The organism is Litoreibacter halocynthiae (assembly GCF_004365635.1).
Lineage (GTDB): Bacteria > Pseudomonadota > Alphaproteobacteria > Rhodobacterales > Rhodobacteraceae > Litoreibacter > Litoreibacter halocynthiae.
In genome coordinates, this window is sequence record NZ_SOBH01000002.1 from 20,485 (window position 1) to 38,176 (window position 17,692).

Sequence of the window (17,692 nt, forward strand, 5' to 3'; positions counted from 1 at the left end):
ACCGCTGGTGCCATGAGCACACCGTCCCCCGAAAATCCCGGCCTTTTCAACTGGCTTCTTGTGATCACCCTTGGTGTCATCTGGGGTGGTGCGTTCATGTCCGTGCGCCTCTCGCTCGACGGGTTCGGGCCATGGACCGTCGCCGCATGGCGCACCGGACTGGGTGGTATAGCCCTCGCCATCATCGGCGCGATGTTGGGCCAAGGCATGCACAAAATCCCATCTGTGCGGGCGTGGATATTCGCTGGCATCATCGGTGCAGGCGCGGTCGCCCTGCCCTTTGCCCTGCTCAGCTGGGGACAGCAATTCATCCCCTCGGCCTTTGCGGGCGTCGCCATGGGCGCGGTGCCTTTGCTGGTGCTACCGCTGGTCTATCTGTTTTCCAAAGAGGAAGGCATCGGCCCCCGCCGCGTGTTGGGGATGCTGCTGGGCTTCGTCGGGTTGTTCATACTGGTCGGCCCCGGCGCGGCCGCATCCACGGGTCACGAGAACGAATGGTTGGGCCGCATCGCCTGCCTTGCTGCCGCAGGATGCTATGCTGCGGGGTCGGTGGTCACCCGCCGCGCGCCCAAAATGCCACCGATTGCCTTCGCGACGGCAACGCTATTGTTGGCCGCCGTCATTCTGGTGCCGATCGCTGCCCTCACAGAAGGCTGGCCAAACGATTTCCCCGCAACCCCGACCGCAGCGCTGATCTATGTCGCGCTGTTCCCGACAGCCTTGGCAGCCGTCATCCGCGTCCGTGTGATCACCACTGCGGGGTCCCTGTTCATGAGCCTGACAAGCTACCAAGTGCCGGTCTGGTCCGTCATTCTGGGGGTGAGCTTCATGGGAGAAACCCTTCCCCCACAACTGTTTTTCGCGCTGGCGATCATTCTTGCGGGCATCGGCCTCAGCCAGTCGCGTGCACTGATGGCGATGATTAGGCGGTAGCGGATTGCACCGCAGACACGACGCCACCCACGACCTGCGCCAGCTTGCCCTCGTCCTCGCATTCGGCCATGACGCGGATCAACGGCTCGGTACCTGACTTGCGGATGAGCAAGCGGCCATTGCCAACCAAGGCGGCTTCGGCGTCAGCAATCGCGGCCTTTACGGCGGCATCTTCCAGCGGGGTTTGCCCTTCGCCATAGCGCACGTTTTCCAGCAGTTGCGGGCATCGCTCGAATTGTTTGACCAACGCGCTCGCAGGCTTGTCCAACTGCTTCATCGCCGCCAGAAATTGCAGCCCCGCGACCAAGCCGTCACCGGTGGTCGCATAGTCGGTCATCACGATATGGCCCGACTGCTCGCCCCCCAGATTGTAGCCGCCTTCGCGCATACGCTCGACGACGTAGCGGTCGCCGACATTGGTGCGTTCCAGCCGGATACCATGGCTGTCCAAGTGCCGCTCCAACCCCAGATTGCTCATCACAGTGGCCACCAAGGCACCGCCTTTCAGGCGCCCCTCCTCCGCCCAACGGGTCGCCATCAGCGCCATCAGCTGGTCGCCATCGGCGACGGCGCCGGTTTCGTCCAGCATCATCACGCGGTCGGCGTCGCCATCTAGGCAAATGCCCACATCCGCGCCATGGGCCACAACGGCCTCGGCGGCGGTGCGCACGTCGGTCGAGCCGCAGCCTTCGTTGATGTTGAACCCGTTTGGCGAGACGCCAACAGGGATCACCTCGGCTCCAAGCTCCCAAAGCACTTCAGGCGCGGTGGCGTAGGCGGCCCCGTTCGCGCAATCAATCACGACCTTTAACCCTTTCAGGGTCATGCCATTGGGCAAGGTGGATTTGACCCGCTCGTTATAGCGGAACCGCCCGTCATAGATGTGCTTGGCACGGCCGATATTGTGCGACTGGGCAGGCTGGATTTCATGCTCCAACAGTGCCTCGATGGCCATTTCATCCTCGTCGGACAGCTTAAATCCGTCGGGGCCGAAGAACTTGATGCCGTTGTCGTAATGCGGGTTGTGCGAAGCGGAAATCATCACGCCCACATCCGCGCGCATCGAAGTTGTCAGCATACCCACCGCAGGGGTCGGCACAGGCGAAAGCAGCAGCACATCCATACCGGTTGAGGTGAAGCCAGCCGTCAGCGCGTTTTCGAACATATAGCCGGACAGGCGCGTATCCTTGCCGATCACGACGCGGTGGCGGCCTTGATCCTTACGAAAGTACCGCCCTGCAGCAGCGCCCAGCTTCAGCGCCATTTCGGCGGTCATAGGATAGGTGTTTGCGCGGCCGCGCACCCCGTCGGTGCCGAAGAATTTCCGTGCCATATTGGGCGTTCCTGTCATTGGTCCCGCGATTTCCTCGCGAAGATTGTGGTTATGTGTGCATGGCCCGCCAGAGGGCGAAGGCCTGCTGATGCGCCTCTATATCATGGGCACGGATGATCTGAACACCCTGCCGGATGCCCTCCAACGCCACGGATACCGAGCCTGATGCGCGGTCTTCCGCCCGTTCCACCCCGGCAATGTTACCAATGAAGCGTTTTCGTGAAACCCCGAGCAGCACCGGACAGCCCAACATATGGAACAGGCTAAGGCCGCGGATCAGCGCCAAATTATGCGCCTGCGTCTTGCCGAAGCCCACACCGGGGTCGACGATAATGCGGTCTTTGGACACGCCAGCCGCTTCGGCGGCGGCAACCCGTTCGGCCAGATGGTCATACACATCCAGCAGGACATTCCCGTATGTCGGGTCTTTTTGCATCGTTTCAGGGTCACCCTGCGCATGCATCAGGCAAACCGGCACGCCGGACCGCGCGGCCGTGGCAGGCATCGCGGCGTCGTAGGTCATCGCGGAGACATCGTTGAGCATGGTGGCCCCCGCAGACAACGCGGCTTCGGCCACCACGGCCTTGCGCGTGTCGATGGAGATCGGCACCGCTACCCCAGCGGAGCGCAGCGCGGTGATAATCGGCGCAGTGCGCGCCACCTCTTCGACCTCGGGCACCAATGCGGCCCCCGGACGGGTGCTTTCCCCGCCAATGTCCAGAATGTCGGCACCGGCAGCGACCATGGCTCGGGCGTGGGCAATCGCGGCGTCCGGTGCGGTGAACTTTCCGCCGTCCGAAAAGCTGTCCGGCGTGACGTTGAGCACACCCATCAAGGCCGCGCGGTCTTTCGGCAGGCCGGGCAACACGCGTGGCACCCTCAGTTGATCCAGCAAGGCCGTCGGCAATTCAGCGACAGGCATCAGGGCGTGATGGGCACCGCGCTCCAGCGGCTCCACCATGTTGAACCACAACGGGCCGCCATGCAGCGGCACCGCATCCGCGGGAAGTTTCGGGTCGGTTTGGATGATCGGGCGAAAATAGACTGACATGGGCCGTACTTACCGCAGCAATGGCCCCGATGCCAACAAGTCGGGCAAGGTGATCACCTCCCCTGCTCCGCGCGCCATATCCCCGATGGAGACAGTGCGGGTTGCGGCGAACTCTCCGGCCAGCCAGTCCGCCAGAACCACTGCGTCGGTTGTGTCGGCGTCCGGCCCATCGGTCGCGTCCAGCACCAGCTTCGACGGGGCCCAAACGCTCATCTGGCCATGTTTGATGGCCCAATCCAGCTCCGTTCGGGTCGACACCACGACGCAGCGACGATCCCGCGCGGCCAAGACCCATGCGTTCTGCTCCAGCGCCAACAGGTCGATGCGGCGTTGTGCAGCCGGATGATCGGCTTGTGGCGCGGGGGTCGCGCCCATCGGAACGCACAGAATTACGGGGACCGCACTACTTTCCAACGCGTCCAAGGCAGCCGTCAGGTTATCCGACCCGATCACGTCATTGCCCAAAAACGCCACCAGCGGTGCGACATCCGTCGCGTGCTCCGCCACGCCTTTCATCATTTCGCGGTCCCGCACGATCTCGACGCCAAGCGCACCCGGTCCGCGATCAAGCTTCTCGATGCGCACGAAGACCCGCGCGGCGCGGGGGTCGGCCAGAATATCCTCGGCCACTTTGGCGGCCAGCGTTTCCAGCAGGTTAAGCCGTTCGGCCTGAAGCTCGCGGTCAATCGCTTCGGTGATGGTGTCATAGGACAGAATCTTGTCCACATCGTCATCCACCCCGCCGGCGCCGGTCAGCTCGGGCAGACGCACCTCGACCACGACGTTGAAGCAGATGCGTTGCAGGGTGCCACGTTCTTGCTGGAAGGCCCCGATCTCGACCTCGCGAATATGGTCGCGCAGGGAGATGCGGTCGCGCAATTCGCTGCCAGAGGTTGCCTCGGCACGCTCGGACGGGTGCGCGAAGGCCAGTCGGATGTCGGAACTCATAGGGCGGGCCTTCCGGTCGCAAAGCAGTGTTGCGCGTTCTCTAGCAGCCGAAGCCACATCCCGAACAGGCCAATTGCGACCTTTTTACTGCTGTCTACGAGGCTTAGGAGCGTGCGTAGAACAGGTGAACCCCATGACGCGCCGTGCGGCGGAACTTGGACGCCCAACGCGGGTTCACGGCAGTCGTGTGGTAGAACGTGGCCCCGCCAGAAAGTTTACGCGGTGCGCCGTTCAGCATCATGCGCGCAATTTTGCCCACACGGTCAAACGCGCCGGGCTCGCTGATATGTTTGGGACGCCCGTCGCAGGTATAGGTGAACTGGCAGGCGTATTTACGGCCTGTGCCTTGCTTGATCACGCCACAAACGGTGTCGGGAAAGCGCGAGGAAGATACACGGTTCAAGATTACTTCGGCCACGGCGATCTGGCCTTTCACGGTTTCCCCGCGCGCTTCGAAATACAAGGCTTCGGCCAGACAGCGCCATTGTGGTCCGCCGGTGGCGGCAGGCAAAGCGCGCAGCGTGCTGGCGTCGGTGATCAATTTGCCGGAGCCCACGCCTTGGCGCCCAAGAGGTGTAGAGATCTTAATCAGGCGTTCCGGCTGCAAAGACGCCAGACCTTCCTGATGGACACGCTCGGCATTAAGCAACGCCGAGTTGAAGGCCAGCGACGCCCCAGCAGAGGAGGATGCGACACCGTCCGCGGATGCGGACCCCATCGACAAAACAACGCACACGGCTCCAGCCGCTTTGATCACTGCACTACAAAAACCCATTACGCTCTGCCTTGGGGCCTTACCCCATTTACAACGGACGCCAGATGACCGTCAGCCGCGTGATTTAGTGCGGGAGCGTTAAAAAATCTACCCATTGGTCAAAACCCGCGTCACTTAGCCCACATTTGAACCAAATTCCTCAAGATGTAGTAGGAACATCCTAGAGCGGGACAAATCCTTCATCTTCGGGAAATTCGAACATGTCGTCTTCTTTGACCGGTTGGCGAATCGCCAGCTGGGCTGCAGCCAAGCGCGCAATCGGGACCCGATATGGCGAGCAGGACACGTAATCCATCCCCAAAGACCGGCAAAACGCGATGCTTTCGGGGTCGCCGCCATGCTCCCCGCAGACCGACAAAGTCAGCTTGGAGCGCACATGACGCCCGCGCTCGGACGCAAGTGCCAGCAACTCGCCGACCCCGTCCTGATCGAGTGCCAGAAACGGGTCTTCGGGGAAGACACCCTGGTTCACATAGTCCGACATGAAGCGCCCCGCATCATCGCGCGACAGCCCGTAGGTCATCTGGGTCATGTCATTCGTCCCGAAGCTCAGGAAGCTGGCATGGGTCGCGATGTCACCGGCGCGCAAAGCGGCGCGCGGGGTCTCCACCATCACGCCGAGGCGGTATTCCAGCTTCTGGCCGGTTTCGCTCATCACATCCGCCGCGACCGCATCGATACGGGATTTCACGATCTCCACTTCGCGCTTGGCCGAGACCAGAGGGATCATCACCTCCGGCACCACAACGGCCCCCTCCGAGGACGCCTCTATCGCCGCCTCGAAGATCGCGCGGGCCTGCATTTCGTAAATCTCCGGCACCGTGATCCCAAGGCGCACGCCGCGCATCCCCAGCATCGGGTTGACCTCGGACAGATCATCCACACGGGCTTGCACCTCACGCGCACTCATATCCAGCGCGTCAGCCAATTCCACGATGCCCGCGCGGGTCGAGGGCAAAAATTCGTGCAAGGGCGGATCGAACAGACGCAAACACACGGGGCGCGGTGCCATAATGCGGAACATATCCGCAAAGTCCGCGCGTTGCATCGGCAGCAAGCGCGACAAGGCCGCCGCGCGGTCCTCGGTGTCCTCGGCAAAGATCGCTTCGCGCAACACGGTCAGACGGTCTTCGTCAAAGAACATATGCTCCGTTCGGCACAGCCCGATGCCTTCGGCATTGAACAGGCTTGCCACTTCGGCATCCTCGGGCGTGTCGGCATTCGCTCGCACGCCAATGTCGCGCATCTCGTCGGCCCATGTCAGCAGCTCGCGGAACGCGCCGCCAATGCCGGCCTCGATCATCGGCATGGCCCCCGCCAAGACCTGCCCCTTGGTGCCGTCCAACGTCACCATATCACCTTCGGAAAACACCCGCCCGTCAGACGCGGTCAGCGTGCGGGCCTTCGTGTCGATGTCAACGTCGGTCGCTCCGGCCACACAAGGCAGCCCCAGCCCGCGCGCAATCACGGCGGCATGGCCGTTGGCCCCGCCCCGTTCCGTCAGGATACCCTTGGCGGCGTGCATGCCGCGCACATCCTCGGGGCTGGTTTCACGGCGCACCAGAATACACGCCTCGCCCTGTGCCGCAGCGGTCTGCGCGGCGAACGAGTCAAACACCAGCTTGCCCGTGGCAGCCCCCGGGCTGGCGGCAATCCCGCGCGCAATCAGGTCACGCTTCACCTTCGGGGCCACCTGTTGGTGCAACAGTTCCGAAATCGCGCGCGGCTCGATCCGCAACACCGCATCTTCGCGCGATATGATATCGTCATTGGCCAAGGCGGTGGCCACAGCCACTTCCGCGCGGGCCGACCGCGGGGTGTTCACCGCATCAAGGATGAACAGCTTGCCCCCCTCCACGGTAAACTCGATCTGCATTTCCTCGCGCAGGCCGGTACGGCCGATATCGCCCAGGCGGCACAGCTCCGCGTAGACATCCGGCTGCGACTCCTCCAGCGACGGGCCGCGCTCGTCGCGGGTCAGATACATCGTGTCGTCATGCGGCCCGCTCAACGCGTCGCGGCCTTGGCTCTGGCGCTTGTAGCGGCCCACTTCCTGCGGATCACCACTGTCGGAATTGATGAACTGGATCACACCAGAGCCGCTCTCGCCCTTGCCCATGCCAAACGCCATACGCTGCACGACCAGTCCCAGCCCTGCGTTTTCCGGCGCGCCTTTGGACATACGCAGAAGTCGGGCGGAAGTCCCCTCCCACGCCCGCGACATGGATTTCAACACGTTGAAAAGCTGGACTTCCACATCCTGCGGGAAGGCTTCCTCGGTTTCGTCTTCATAGGCGGTCAGGGCTTTGTCGACGGTCAGGTCCGGGATATCGAACATCTCGTCATCCAACCGCGCCACGTCGACAGCATAAGAACGGATAAACGTCAGATGCAGCGCCGCTGCGGCTTTGGAACCCAGCTTCGACGCAAAAAACGCCTCGTTCGTGCGATTCATGCCGATATTCAGGATCGTCCCCGGCCCGCCCCAATCGGGCTGCACGGGAGACGAACGCACGGAGAGCACCGGCCAGCTGCCGAAATGCTCCAGAAGCCGTTTCATTTCAGGTTGTTGGCCACTGGCAATCGAGCGCACTGTCGGGGTCGAGATCGCCACAGTATCCGGCACCGGCATATCCAGCCTGATAAGGCGCTGCAGGCATTTCGCCCGCGCGCCATGCAGCTTCCGGTGGATAGCAGCGGTGGGCGTAATCAGCTCAAAGTTCAAATGGTCCAGCATACTGCGGCGCAGCATAGGGAACTTAAGTGTTCAAACAAGGGCGACGCGCCGGCACACCGCAGATTTTTGGCAGATGTTACCCTTCGATCTTGGTCAGATCGGCCACCCCGCCGCAAATGGTGCGGATGCGGTGCAGCAGGCAAAGCCGGTTGCGGCGCACGATCTGGTTGTCCGAGTTCACCTGAGTGGCCTCGAAAAACGCATCAATCGGCCCGCGCAGCTTGGCCATGGCCGCCATGGCGGTGGTGAAGTCTTCCTGCGCCATCGCGGGCTTGATCGTGGCCTCGGCTTGGTCGAGCGCCGCGAACAGCGCCTTTTCCTCGTCGCTTTCGGCGAATTTCGGATCGGGGTCCAACTCGTAGGACACGCCGTCCTTCTCCTCCTCCGCCGACAAGATGTTGTTGGCGCGCTTAAACCCCTGAATCAGGTTCTCGCCATCGTCGGTTTTCAACGTCTTCGAGAGCGCCTCTGCCCGCTTCACCAGAAGGGTCAGATCCTCACTGCCCTCCATCGCGATGCATGCATCAATGATGTCGTGACGGATACCCTTGTCCTTGAGGAAGACCTTCAGACGGTCGTGGAAGAAGGAAAGGAGGTCATCACCATTGTCTTGCATCCCTGCAGTAATTTTCTCAACAGCTTCTCCCGGAGAGTCTTCACCGCGTTCCACGACGGCATGCAGCGCCGCACCAAATACGCCATGCTCGGCAATCTCGTTAAGAATGTCGCGCAAAGATTGCATATCCTGATCCGACGCATCGCCTTCGACCAGTCCCATTTCAATGCGCAATAGCTGCTCATCAATGAAACGGGTCAGCTTGAGCGAAACTTTATTCTCCAATACCAACCGAATAACCCCCAACGCGGCCCTCCGCAGCGCAAACGGGTCTTTCGAGCCTGTGGGCTTCTCGTCAATCGCCCAGAACCCCGTCAGCAGGTCGATCTTGTCGGCCAAAGCGACCGCTACAGACACCGGTGCAGTTGGAACATCATCCGATGGACCTAGCGGCGAGTAATGTTCCTCGCAGGCCGCAGCAACCTCGGCCGGAAGCCCTGCCGCCTCACTGTAATATCGCCCCATAAGCCCTTGAAGTTCTGGAAACTCATAAACCATCTCGGACGACAGATCGGCCTTGGCGACCCGCGCCGCCTGCTCTGCCAACTCGGGATCAGCCCCCACAGCCGGAGCAATCTCCCGCGCCAATGCGGCGATGCGCTCGATACGTTCTTTCTGCGACCCCAGCTTGTTGTGGAAGGTCACATTCTCCAACGCATCAATCCAAGGCTGCATCCCCGCCTTCGCTACACGCAGATCATTCTCCCAGAAGAACTTCCCGTCTGCCAAACGCGCCGACAGAACCCGCCCGTTGCCCGCCAGAATGGTCGCACCCTGATCGGCGGTTTCGATATTGGCGACGGTCACATATTGCTCGATCCGGCCCGTCTTGGGGTTCTTGACCGAGAAGAACTTCTGGTGCTCTTTCATCGAGGTTTTCAGCACCTCCGGCGGCAGGTCCAGGAACTGCTCCTCGATCTTGCCCAGCAGGACCACTGGCCATTCAACCAGCCCTGCGACCTCGGTCAAAAGCCCGCGATCCTCGACCACCTCCATGCCTTGTGCGAACGCCTGATTCGTGGCCTCCGCCCAGATGTGATCGGCCCGCTCTGAGGCATCCAGAACCACCTTGGCCCGCCTTAGCTTCGCCGCGTAATCATCGAAAGATGTTACCGAAAATGCATCCGGCGCCATGAAGCGGTGGCCGTGCGTGGTGTCGCCCGACCTGATCCCGTCGATATCCAGATCAACGACCTCTGCACCAGCCTCATCGGACAGAATGCACAGAATGGAATGCAACGGACGCACCCACCGCAAAGTACCGTCCCCCCATCGCATCGACTTCGGCCAAGGGAAATTGCGCACGGTCTGCTCCAGCACCTCCGCCACGATCTCGGACGCAGGGCGACCCGGCTTGTCGATCACGGCGAACCAGACTTGGCCCTTCTTGTCGTCGCGGGCCTCCAGCTGGTCCTGCGTCAATCCGACCCCGCGCAGGAAGCCCGCTAGCGCCTGCTCCGGTGCGCCGACCTTGGGGCCTTTGCGTTCTTCCTTGACGGCGGGCGACGCGGCCAGCAAGCCTTCCACCGACAGCGCCAAGCGGCGCGGCGTCGAGAACGCACCGGCGGAGGCATAGGTCAGCCCCGCCTCGACCAAGCCATCGGTGACCAGTTTTTTCAGATCAGCGGCGGCCTTGCCCTGCATGCGGGCGGGAATTTCCTCGGAGAAGAGTTCGATCAGAAGATCAGGCATATCAGTTGCTTTCTGTCGGTCGTGCCGGGCATTCGGGGCCGACGGCGGTGCCGTCATAGGCCTTTTGCCCGCAATCATTGAGCTGCTGCCACACATAGCCGCGCCCGTCCTCGAAGATGACCACGATGCGGTCCACCCCGTATTCGATGTTTTCCTTGCCAAGGAAGGCCAGCGCGGTGCCGTCTTCCAGCGCCGTCCCTATTTCGGTCGCGTTGAAGCAGTCAAACCAGTCGGGCGCGGTCAGGGGGATCGCCCCGTCGGCCAACTGATAGGTTTCCGTCAGCATGGAATGGGACATGGGCGTGCTGAAACACGCGCGGTAGCGGATGGGCGAAGACGTGGCGTCGATCGCTGTGATCTCGTCCGCGATGATCTCCTCCGGCTCGCCCGTGACGACGGAAACCAACTGCACCGCGTCGGGCGTCTCCACCTTCGCGTAGTAGTGGTAGACCTGCAGGTAGTAGAGGCTCGCGCCTGCAATCAATGCAATGACCATCAGCCCGATCCCGATATATTTGCCATTCATGCCGCGTTTTCCGGCGTGTAACCGCCCGCTTTTGTCTGCACGAAGGCATCCGCACAGGCCACCGCCAGCGTTCGCACCCGCCCGATATAGGCTTGGCGTTCGGTGACCGAGATCACCCCGCGCGCATCCAGCAAGTTGAACACGTGCGACGCCTTGATGGCTTGATCATAGGCGGGCTGCGCCATGACGATGCGGCGTCCAGTTTTGGGGTCGTCTGCGGGCTGGGCGAGGATGCGGGCGCACTCGGCCTCCGCGTCCTTGAAGTGTTGCAGCAGCGTGTCGGTGTCGGCCACGTCGAAGTTCCAGCGGGCATATTGCGCCTCCGCCTCGCGGAACACGTCGCCATAGGTCAGCGGGATCGGCGCGTCGGGGTCGTTGAAGGGCATCTCGTTGCCGTCGTCGAAGCCCAGAACATACATGGCGAGGCGCTCCAGCCCGTAGGTCAGCTCGCCTGACACCGGCTTGCAGTCATGCCCGCCCACCTGCTGGAAATAGGTGAACTGCGACACTTCCATGCCGTCGCACCAGACCTCCCAGCCCAAGCCCCAAGCGCCCAGCGTCGGGCTTTCCCAGTCGTCCTCGACGAAGCGGATGTCGTGCATCTTCATGTCGATGCCGATGGCCTCCAGCGAGCCGAGATACAGCGCCTGCAAATCCGGCGGCGAAGGTTTGATGATCACCTGATACTGGTAGTAGTGCTGCCAGCGGTTCGGGCTGTCGCCATAGCGCCCGTCGGTGGGGCGGCGGGACGGTTGCACATAGGCCGCAGACCACGGCATGGAGCCCAGCGCGCGCAGCGTCGTGGCGGGGTGGAACGTCCCTGCCCCCACTTCCATGTCATAAGGTTGCAGCACCGCGCAGCCCTGCGCCGCCCAGTAGCTTTGCAGACGCATAATGATCTCCTGAAAGGAGCGCGGTTTTTGCAGCTTTTCGGCCATGATGCTCGCCCTGAAGTTCGTTTGGCCTCTCAATAGGCAACCCGTGTGGGGGGGTCAATCAACAGAACCACCCAAAGAACCCCGTGAACACGACCTTTTCAGATGCGCCCGCCGCCCTAAGTGATAACTTGCGCCAGATAAGATTCGGGGCGGCACGCAGATCGCCCGTCGGACCAATGGGGATTTGAGTATGTCGCGCAGTATTTTTGCAGCCTTGTTTCTGACAGCGTCAGGCGTCGCGTTTTCCGCCGCAGCCCAGTCTTGGGTGCAGGTTGAGGCGCTACCAGACCTGCGCACCGCCGAGGAGCGTGCACGGGCGTATAGCTCGGCGCTGAAGGATGTGAACGGGTTTCGCCTGCGCTCCGGCTGGTATGCCCTGACGCTTGGCCCCTACAGCGTTGCCGAGGCGCAATCCAAGTTACGCGAATTGCGCGGCGCGGGCATCATCCCGCGCGACAGCTATATTTCCGACAACGGCCCGTACCGCCAGCGGTTCTGGCCCATTGGTGCTGGTGCAACAAACATTGCGCCCGCAACACCGGTGCAACCTGCACCAGACACGACTGCGCCAGAAGCGATCCCGACACCTGTGGTTCCGGCAGCCCCCGTTGATCTAGACGAAACCCCGCGCGAGGCCCGCGCCTCGGAAGCGCTGCTAAGCCGTGACCAGAAAAAAGAGCTGCAAGTCGCTATGCAATGGTTCGGCTTCTACAACTCCGCCATCGATGGCTCTTTCGGACGCGGCACGCGCGGCTCTATGGCGGAATGGCAAAAGAACAACGGCTATGAGGTGACAGGCATCCTGACCACCAAGCAGCGCAAGGTGCTGATGGACAATTACACCAGTGCGCTGGCCGCATTGGGTCTGGGTCAGGTCAATGAGGTAAAAGCCGGCATCGAGATCACCATGCCGATCGGCCTCGTGGAATTCGACAAATACGAATACCCGTTTGTGCAGTACCGCGAAAAAGACGGCTCCGGCATCGAGGCGTTGCTGATCTCGCAACCCGGTGACGAAAACACGCTGTTTGGCCTCTACGAGATCATGCAAACGCTGGAAATCGTACCGCTGGAAGGCGAGCGGTCCAAAGGACGGCGCTCTTTCACCCTGACGGGGCAAGGCGACGACATCCATTCCTACACCTATGCCCGTGCCGAAGGCGGCTATGTCAAAGGCTTCACGCTGGTCTACCCCCCCGCCAAGGCGGCTGACATGGCTCGGGTGATCGAAATTATGCAAGACAGCATGGTCATCACCGAAGGCACCCTGACACCTGATTTGTCGGATGCAGCTGCGCAAGGGGTGGATCTTTTGTCGGGCCTCGACGTGCGCAAGCCTGCGCTGTCACGGTCCGGATTTTATGTGGACGGGCGCGGCCATGTTCTGACCACCGCCGAGGCTGTCGCGTCTTGCGGTCGCATCACGCTCGATGACACCTACGAGGCCACCGTCAAGGCCACAGGCAACGGCTTGGCCCTGCTGGAGCCGTCGACCAGCCTTGTGCCGCTCAACTATGCCCGTTTTACGACGTCGATCGGTCGTCTGCGCGCCCCGGTTGCCGTGGCGGGATATTCCTACGAAGGGGCGCTGGACGCGCCAACACTGACCTATGGCACGCTGGAAGACCTCAAAGGTCTTGGGGGCGAAGCCGAACTGTCCCGTCTGGACCTTGACGCCCTGCCCGGTGACGTTGGCGGGCCGGTGCTGGATATGACCGGAGCTGTCTCCGGCATGTTGGTCGACCACGATCTGACCGGCAAAGCCCTGCCCAGTGCGGTGCGCTTTTCGTTGAAAGCCAGCGAGCTGGCAACCTTCCTCAGCGAAAACGGCATCACCGCCGCAGCCTCCGAGGACACAGCGCAACTGGACGCCGAAGATATCGTGGTTTTGGGCACAGATATGACCGTGCTCGTCGGCTGCTGGGAATAAGCCTTGGGCTAATCCCCTTACGTTCGGGCCTTCTCGAAGGCCTCCCACGCGGCTTCGAACTTGGCAAAGTTAAAGCCCTTCTCGCGGGCCGGACCCAGCACCAGATGCTCGGTGTCCTGCATCTTTCGGATCGCAGCTTCCAGATGGTCGATCACCTCCGGCGGCACGACCACGGCCCCGTGCCGGTCCGCATGAACCAGATCACCGGGACGCACGGTCAAACCGAACACCCTCACCGGCACGTCCAGCGCGGTCACATGCACGAAGCCGTGGCTCGGCCCGATGCTGCCCGCCACCACCGGATAGTCCGGAGCCATGTCACCCAGATCACGCATGACCCCGTTTGTTAGCGTGCCGGAAATGCCGAGCCCTTTGTGAACCTCGGTGTTGACCTCGCCCCAAAAAGCTCCGACGGCGTTCGGATAATCCTCGTCCTCAACCACGCAGACGGAGGGCTGTGGCGCCTCCGCCATTTGCTTGTAGTAGGCCATGCGCCGCGTGCGGATGACCTCTGATGGTTCAGTCGGAGGCAATACAGCGGCAATTTTCGCGGTGCTCGCATAGCCCACGACCACGCCGGTCGGCTCGTTGATCAGCATCGTGCCACGGGTGAAATCGTTAAAACCCCGTTTGCCTTGGGCAACCTCAATGGCGTTGCAAACCGTCGGCGTGTCGACGCTGCGCAGCAGAGTTAGCAAACTGTCGTTCATGATATCTCCAGCCAGCGGTTCAAGGCCGCGTTTGTCGCGTCGGGTTGTTCAAGTGTGGGTAAGTGACCTGCACCGTCGATAATCTCCAATGTCGCACTGGACACGAGCGAGCAGATCAGCTCGTGGCGATGGATCGGGCACAAAGTATCCTCCCGCCCGCACAGTGCCAGTGTCGGCACCTCGATCTGACGCAGCGTGTCTTGTTGGTCGGGCCGCGTTTGCAACGCGTGGGACTGACGCACGAACACCTCCGGCCCAAGGGCGTCCGCCATGTCCATGCACAGATCAAGGATGGCAGCACGGTTCGGCCCGTCCGCCAGATAGCGCGGCTTCATCTCGTCGCGCATGATGGTGCGCAACTCACCTGCTTTTGCCCGCGCGATCTGCGGCTCGCGGCCCTTTGCAACTGCATCGGCTTCGGCCTTGGGGTTGGTGTCCAGAAACGCGATCCGGTCGATCCGGTCGGGCGCTTGGCGAAACGCCTCCATCGCCACGATCCCGCCCATGGACAGTCCGGCCAGCGCAAAACGTGGTGGCGCATGGGCCAGCACCTCCGCCGCCAAGTCCGCCACGTTATCTGCCCCGCCAATCGGTGCTACCTGCACCGCACGGTCGACGGAGAACGCAGCGATTTGAGGCGCGAACAGTCGCGCGTCGCACATCATGCCGGGCAAAAAGACAAGCGGCGTCATCGCACCTGCGCCGCCCCTTCGGCCAATGCGCCCAGCTTGGCATAGGCAATCTCAGGGTCTACTGCGCCAAAGCCCGCAAAGGTACCAAACCCGCAATCGGATCCTGCAACGACCCTATCCGCGCCGACGATATCCACGAAGCGACGAATACGTTCTGCCACCAGATCAGGATGCTCGACGAAGTTCGTCGTCGTGTCCACCACGCCCGGCACCAGCACCTTGTTGTCCGGAATATCCGCCTTGCGGTCGCGGAACACGGCCCATTCATGGCCGTGGCGCGGGTTGGAGGTCTCGAACAACACATAGCGCGATTTGGTCGCCATCAACGTGTCGAACATCTTGGACATGGGGATGTCGCAGACATGCGGGCCCTCGTAATTGCCCCAGCAGATATGCACCCGCACCTTCTCGGCGGGCACGTCTTGCAGCGCATGGTTCAACGCCTCCACATGGCTGGCCGCGACCTTCAGGAATTCGTCATCCGACAGATCGTTAAACAGCATATGCCGCGACAGGGCCAAGTCGGGGCAATCCAGTTGCAGGTCAAGGCCCGATGCCACGATGGTCTCGTATTCCGCCTTCATGGCGTCGGCCAACGCGGCCAGATAAGCCTCCCGCGTTTTGTAGTGGTCGTTTTGCAGGAACAGCGAAATCACCCCCGGCGACGCCGCGTTCATGAAGCCCCGCTCAACGCCATGCTCCGCCATCGCAGCCTTGAGATTGCTGATGTCCTTTTCCAGCTCCCCCTGCCCCTTGGACTTCACCTCGCCCACACACATGGGCCGCGCATATTGCGGCGTGCCGCCGTCATCGGCCAGACGCTTCAGGAAACTGGGGAATTTCTTCAAATCAGCAGGCGCGTTGCGCGGGCTGTCGCCGTCAAAGCCGGTGTAGCGGTCCTTGACATAGGTGGCATAGCTGATCTTTGAGGTTTCCCCATCCGAGACGATATCCACCCCAGCGGCCTTCTGCTTGGCCACGGTGTCGCTGACCGCTTCTGTCATCGCTTTATCGAAAGCGTCTGCGTCGTAGTTCTCGCCATTCTCGCGGGCGAAAATGAAATCGACCACCTCTTGCGTGCGTGGCAGCGACCCCACGTGGGTTGTTTTGACGTTCATCTGGTTTCCTTTCAATCTTTACGCGCCATCAGAACCGAGTGGCGGTTGCAGTCCGGGTCCTCGGCGATATAGGCCGTAAGACGCAGCCCGTTTGCGTCTAGAATTTGCACATATTCCATGGGTGACAGGCTGGCGTGGTAAACCGTGTCGCCTGCCACGTCTCCCGTCGTCTCGCCTGCGTCCGGCCCGACGGTCACCATCAACGTGCCCCCCTTGTTGAGATGCGCTGCCAGACGGGGCAAGCAGGCGCGTTGTTCGTCCTGCGTCAGGTGGAAGAAGCTGTTCCACGCGATGATCGCGTCAAAGCGCTTGCCCAAATCCAGCGCACGCATGTCGCCTTCACGCCAATCCCCGTCAGGCCAGCGCGCGCGGGCGATATCAAGCATCGCGTCGGAGAAATCGACGCCTGTCAGATCAAAACCCTCGGCGATGAGCCAACTTGCGATTGGCTCACCAGCGCCGCAGCCCAGATCCAATACGCTACCTTTATGCGGCACCGCCGCCCCGAAACGCGCCAACCAGCGCGCCTCGTGAAGCGTCCGTGTTCGCGCCTTGTCATAGGCATCAGCATTGGCCTCGTAGACCGCTTGCGTTTTATCCGAGAGGGCGGTCATCCCTTCCAGGTTGCTCCGGCGGCGTCGTCAGTGGCAACCACGTGATACAGCGACGCCTCTCCGGTCATTGACGGCACGGCGGTGTGCATCAGGTTTTCAGGCACCGACATGGTGTCGCCGGGGGCCAGAGTGACCGACCCGCCGTCATAGTCGACGCGCCAGTGGCCATGCATGGGCATCAGCACCGACGGGCGGTCATGCTTGTGCTTCTCCTCGGAAGCACTTTCGCGGGTGATCAGATCGACTTCGAAACCGGGCTTGTCGCGGATCAGGCCCTTTTCGCCGATCACCTTGACCGGCTTGCCGCTGCGCCCTAGCGCCTTCATGTCGAGATAGCGCCGCACATAGCCGCCGATCACGTCCATCGGGGTGGGTTTGTCGACCTTGTCCAACTCGTCTTGCGTCAACAGCGGCATGGGCTTGATGCCGTCTGGCAGGTTTTGGCCCTTCTTGCTGTCGTAGAGCTTGCCGTTGTCGCCCAGCACCAAGCCGTGCGCCTTGGCGTCCTTGATCACATGCGGCGCCCAGATCACGCCACCGCCCGCGTCGTCACCGCCCAGAATGGCCATGATCATCCCGTAATCCGTGCCGATATTCTCGAAGCCGCGGAAGATGTTTGTGGGGATGTTGAAGATATCGCCCTCCTCCATCACCACTTCGCCCAGATCGCCATGCTCGCCCCAGAAGAAGCGCCAGCGGCCTTTGAGGATGAAGAACACCTCCGCCGTGCGGTGATTGTGAAGCGAGTTGCGGCAATGGGGCGGCTGGCCCGCGGCGCCGATGTTGAACCCGTGGGGGATGGCGATATGGACGTGCTGGTCGGGGGATTCAGAGACCCCGCCGCCGATGATGGTGAAGTTTTCCTTCTGGTCGCTGCCCGGCGTGTGGGCGTCGATGAAGGCGGTTTTGCAGGGTTGCAGATCGCCGTAGCGAACGATGCGGGCTTCCATGTCTTGAGGTGTCATGATGTGTTCCTGACTGAAATTATATAGGGATGTTTTTGACTTGCGCCCACCCTGACGGCGGGCGCAAATTCAGCCTGCGCGCCCTGCGGCTCTCCAAGAACCCGTGCACGGGCA

General features: G+C 61.8%; 15 protein-coding genes. 2 read left to right on the forward strand and 13 right to left on the reverse strand.

Annotation, left to right across the window (positions count from 1 at the left end):
- The first annotated feature begins 12 nt into the window (after window positions 1–12).
- On the forward strand, window positions 13–933 hold the full coding sequence (locus BDE40_RS07300) for a DMT family transporter (protein ID WP_134013819.1): 921 nt from the start codon (window positions 13–15) through the stop codon (window positions 931–933).
- Here BDE40_RS07300 and glmM read toward each other — a convergent pair.
- The 8 genes from glmM to BDE40_RS07340 form a co-directional block, all read right to left on the reverse strand.
- The gene (gene glmM / locus BDE40_RS07305) at window positions 923–2,266 is read right to left on the reverse strand and encodes a phosphoglucosamine mutase (protein WP_134013820.1); all 1,344 of its coding nucleotides are present in this window, start codon (window positions 2,264–2,266) and stop codon (window positions 923–925) included. The two genes, BDE40_RS07300 and glmM, sit on opposite strands and share 11 nt — an antisense overlap.
- Before the next feature lie 49 nt (window positions 2,267–2,315).
- Complete coding sequence (gene folP, locus BDE40_RS07310) at window positions 2,316–3,317, reverse strand: dihydropteroate synthase (protein ID WP_134013821.1); 1,002 nt, start codon at window positions 3,315–3,317, stop codon at window positions 2,316–2,318.
- 9 nt (window positions 3,318–3,326) lie between these two features.
- Window positions 3,327–4,265, reverse strand: coding sequence for a dihydroneopterin aldolase (locus BDE40_RS07315; protein ID WP_134013822.1), 939 nt, complete (start codon window positions 4,263–4,265; stop codon window positions 3,327–3,329).
- 103 nt (window positions 4,266–4,368) lie between these two features.
- Window positions 4,369–5,040, reverse strand: a complete 672-nt coding sequence (locus BDE40_RS07320; RefSeq protein WP_246030384.1) for a cell wall hydrolase — start codon at window positions 5,038–5,040, stop codon at window positions 4,369–4,371.
- 160 nt (window positions 5,041–5,200) lie between these two features.
- Window positions 5,201–7,777, reverse strand: coding sequence for a putative PEP-binding protein (locus BDE40_RS07325; protein WP_134013823.1), 2,577 nt, complete (start codon window positions 7,775–7,777; stop codon window positions 5,201–5,203).
- A 76-nt stretch (window positions 7,778–7,853) separates the two neighbouring features.
- Window positions 7,854–10,085, reverse strand: a complete 2,232-nt coding sequence (gene glyS, locus BDE40_RS07330) for a glycine--tRNA ligase subunit beta (RefSeq protein ID WP_134013824.1) — start codon at window positions 10,083–10,085, stop codon at window positions 7,854–7,856.
- A 1-nt stretch (window position 10,086) separates the two neighbouring features.
- Complete coding sequence (locus BDE40_RS07335; protein WP_134013825.1) at window positions 10,087–10,611, reverse strand: DUF6446 family protein; 525 nt, start codon at window positions 10,609–10,611, stop codon at window positions 10,087–10,089.
- On the reverse strand, window positions 10,608–11,549 hold the full coding sequence (locus tag BDE40_RS07340) for a glycine--tRNA ligase subunit alpha (protein WP_134013826.1): 942 nt from the start codon (window positions 11,547–11,549) through the stop codon (window positions 10,608–10,610). Before BDE40_RS07340 ends, BDE40_RS07335 begins: the two co-directional genes overlap by 4 nt.
- Window positions 11,550–11,739: 190 nt before the next feature.
- On the opposite strand from BDE40_RS07340, the gene BDE40_RS07345 reads away from it, so the two are divergent.
- A complete protein-coding gene (locus BDE40_RS07345) occupies window positions 11,740–13,479 on the forward strand; it encodes a serine protease (protein ID WP_134013827.1) in 1,740 nt (579 codons plus the stop codon).
- Between the two features lie 17 nt (window positions 13,480–13,496).
- On the opposite strand, the gene BDE40_RS07350 is transcribed toward BDE40_RS07345, so the two are convergent.
- From BDE40_RS07350 to BDE40_RS07370, 5 genes are read right to left on the reverse strand one after another with little or no spacing between them, the layout of a single operon-like run.
- The gene (locus BDE40_RS07350) at window positions 13,497–14,189 is read right to left on the reverse strand and encodes an RraA family protein (protein ID WP_134013828.1); all 693 of its coding nucleotides are present in this window, start codon (window positions 14,187–14,189) and stop codon (window positions 13,497–13,499) included.
- The gene (locus BDE40_RS07355; RefSeq protein ID WP_134013829.1) at window positions 14,186–14,881 is read right to left on the reverse strand and encodes an alpha/beta fold hydrolase; all 696 of its coding nucleotides are present in this window, start codon (window positions 14,879–14,881) and stop codon (window positions 14,186–14,188) included. Before BDE40_RS07355 ends, BDE40_RS07350 begins: the two co-directional genes overlap by 4 nt.
- Complete coding sequence (locus tag BDE40_RS07360) at window positions 14,878–15,999, reverse strand: cobalamin-independent methionine synthase II family protein (protein WP_134013830.1); 1,122 nt, start codon at window positions 15,997–15,999, stop codon at window positions 14,878–14,880. The genes BDE40_RS07355 and BDE40_RS07360 overlap by 4 nt, the downstream gene beginning before the upstream one ends.
- Window positions 16,000–16,010: 11 nt before the next feature.
- On the reverse strand, window positions 16,011–16,613 hold the full coding sequence (locus BDE40_RS07365) for a class I SAM-dependent methyltransferase (RefSeq protein ID WP_134013831.1): 603 nt from the start codon (window positions 16,611–16,613) through the stop codon (window positions 16,011–16,013).
- A complete protein-coding gene (locus BDE40_RS07370) occupies window positions 16,610–17,578 on the reverse strand; it encodes a cupin domain-containing protein (protein WP_134013832.1) in 969 nt (322 codons plus the stop codon). The genes BDE40_RS07365 and BDE40_RS07370 overlap by 4 nt, the downstream gene beginning before the upstream one ends.
- Window positions 17,579–17,692 lie beyond the last annotated feature (114 nt).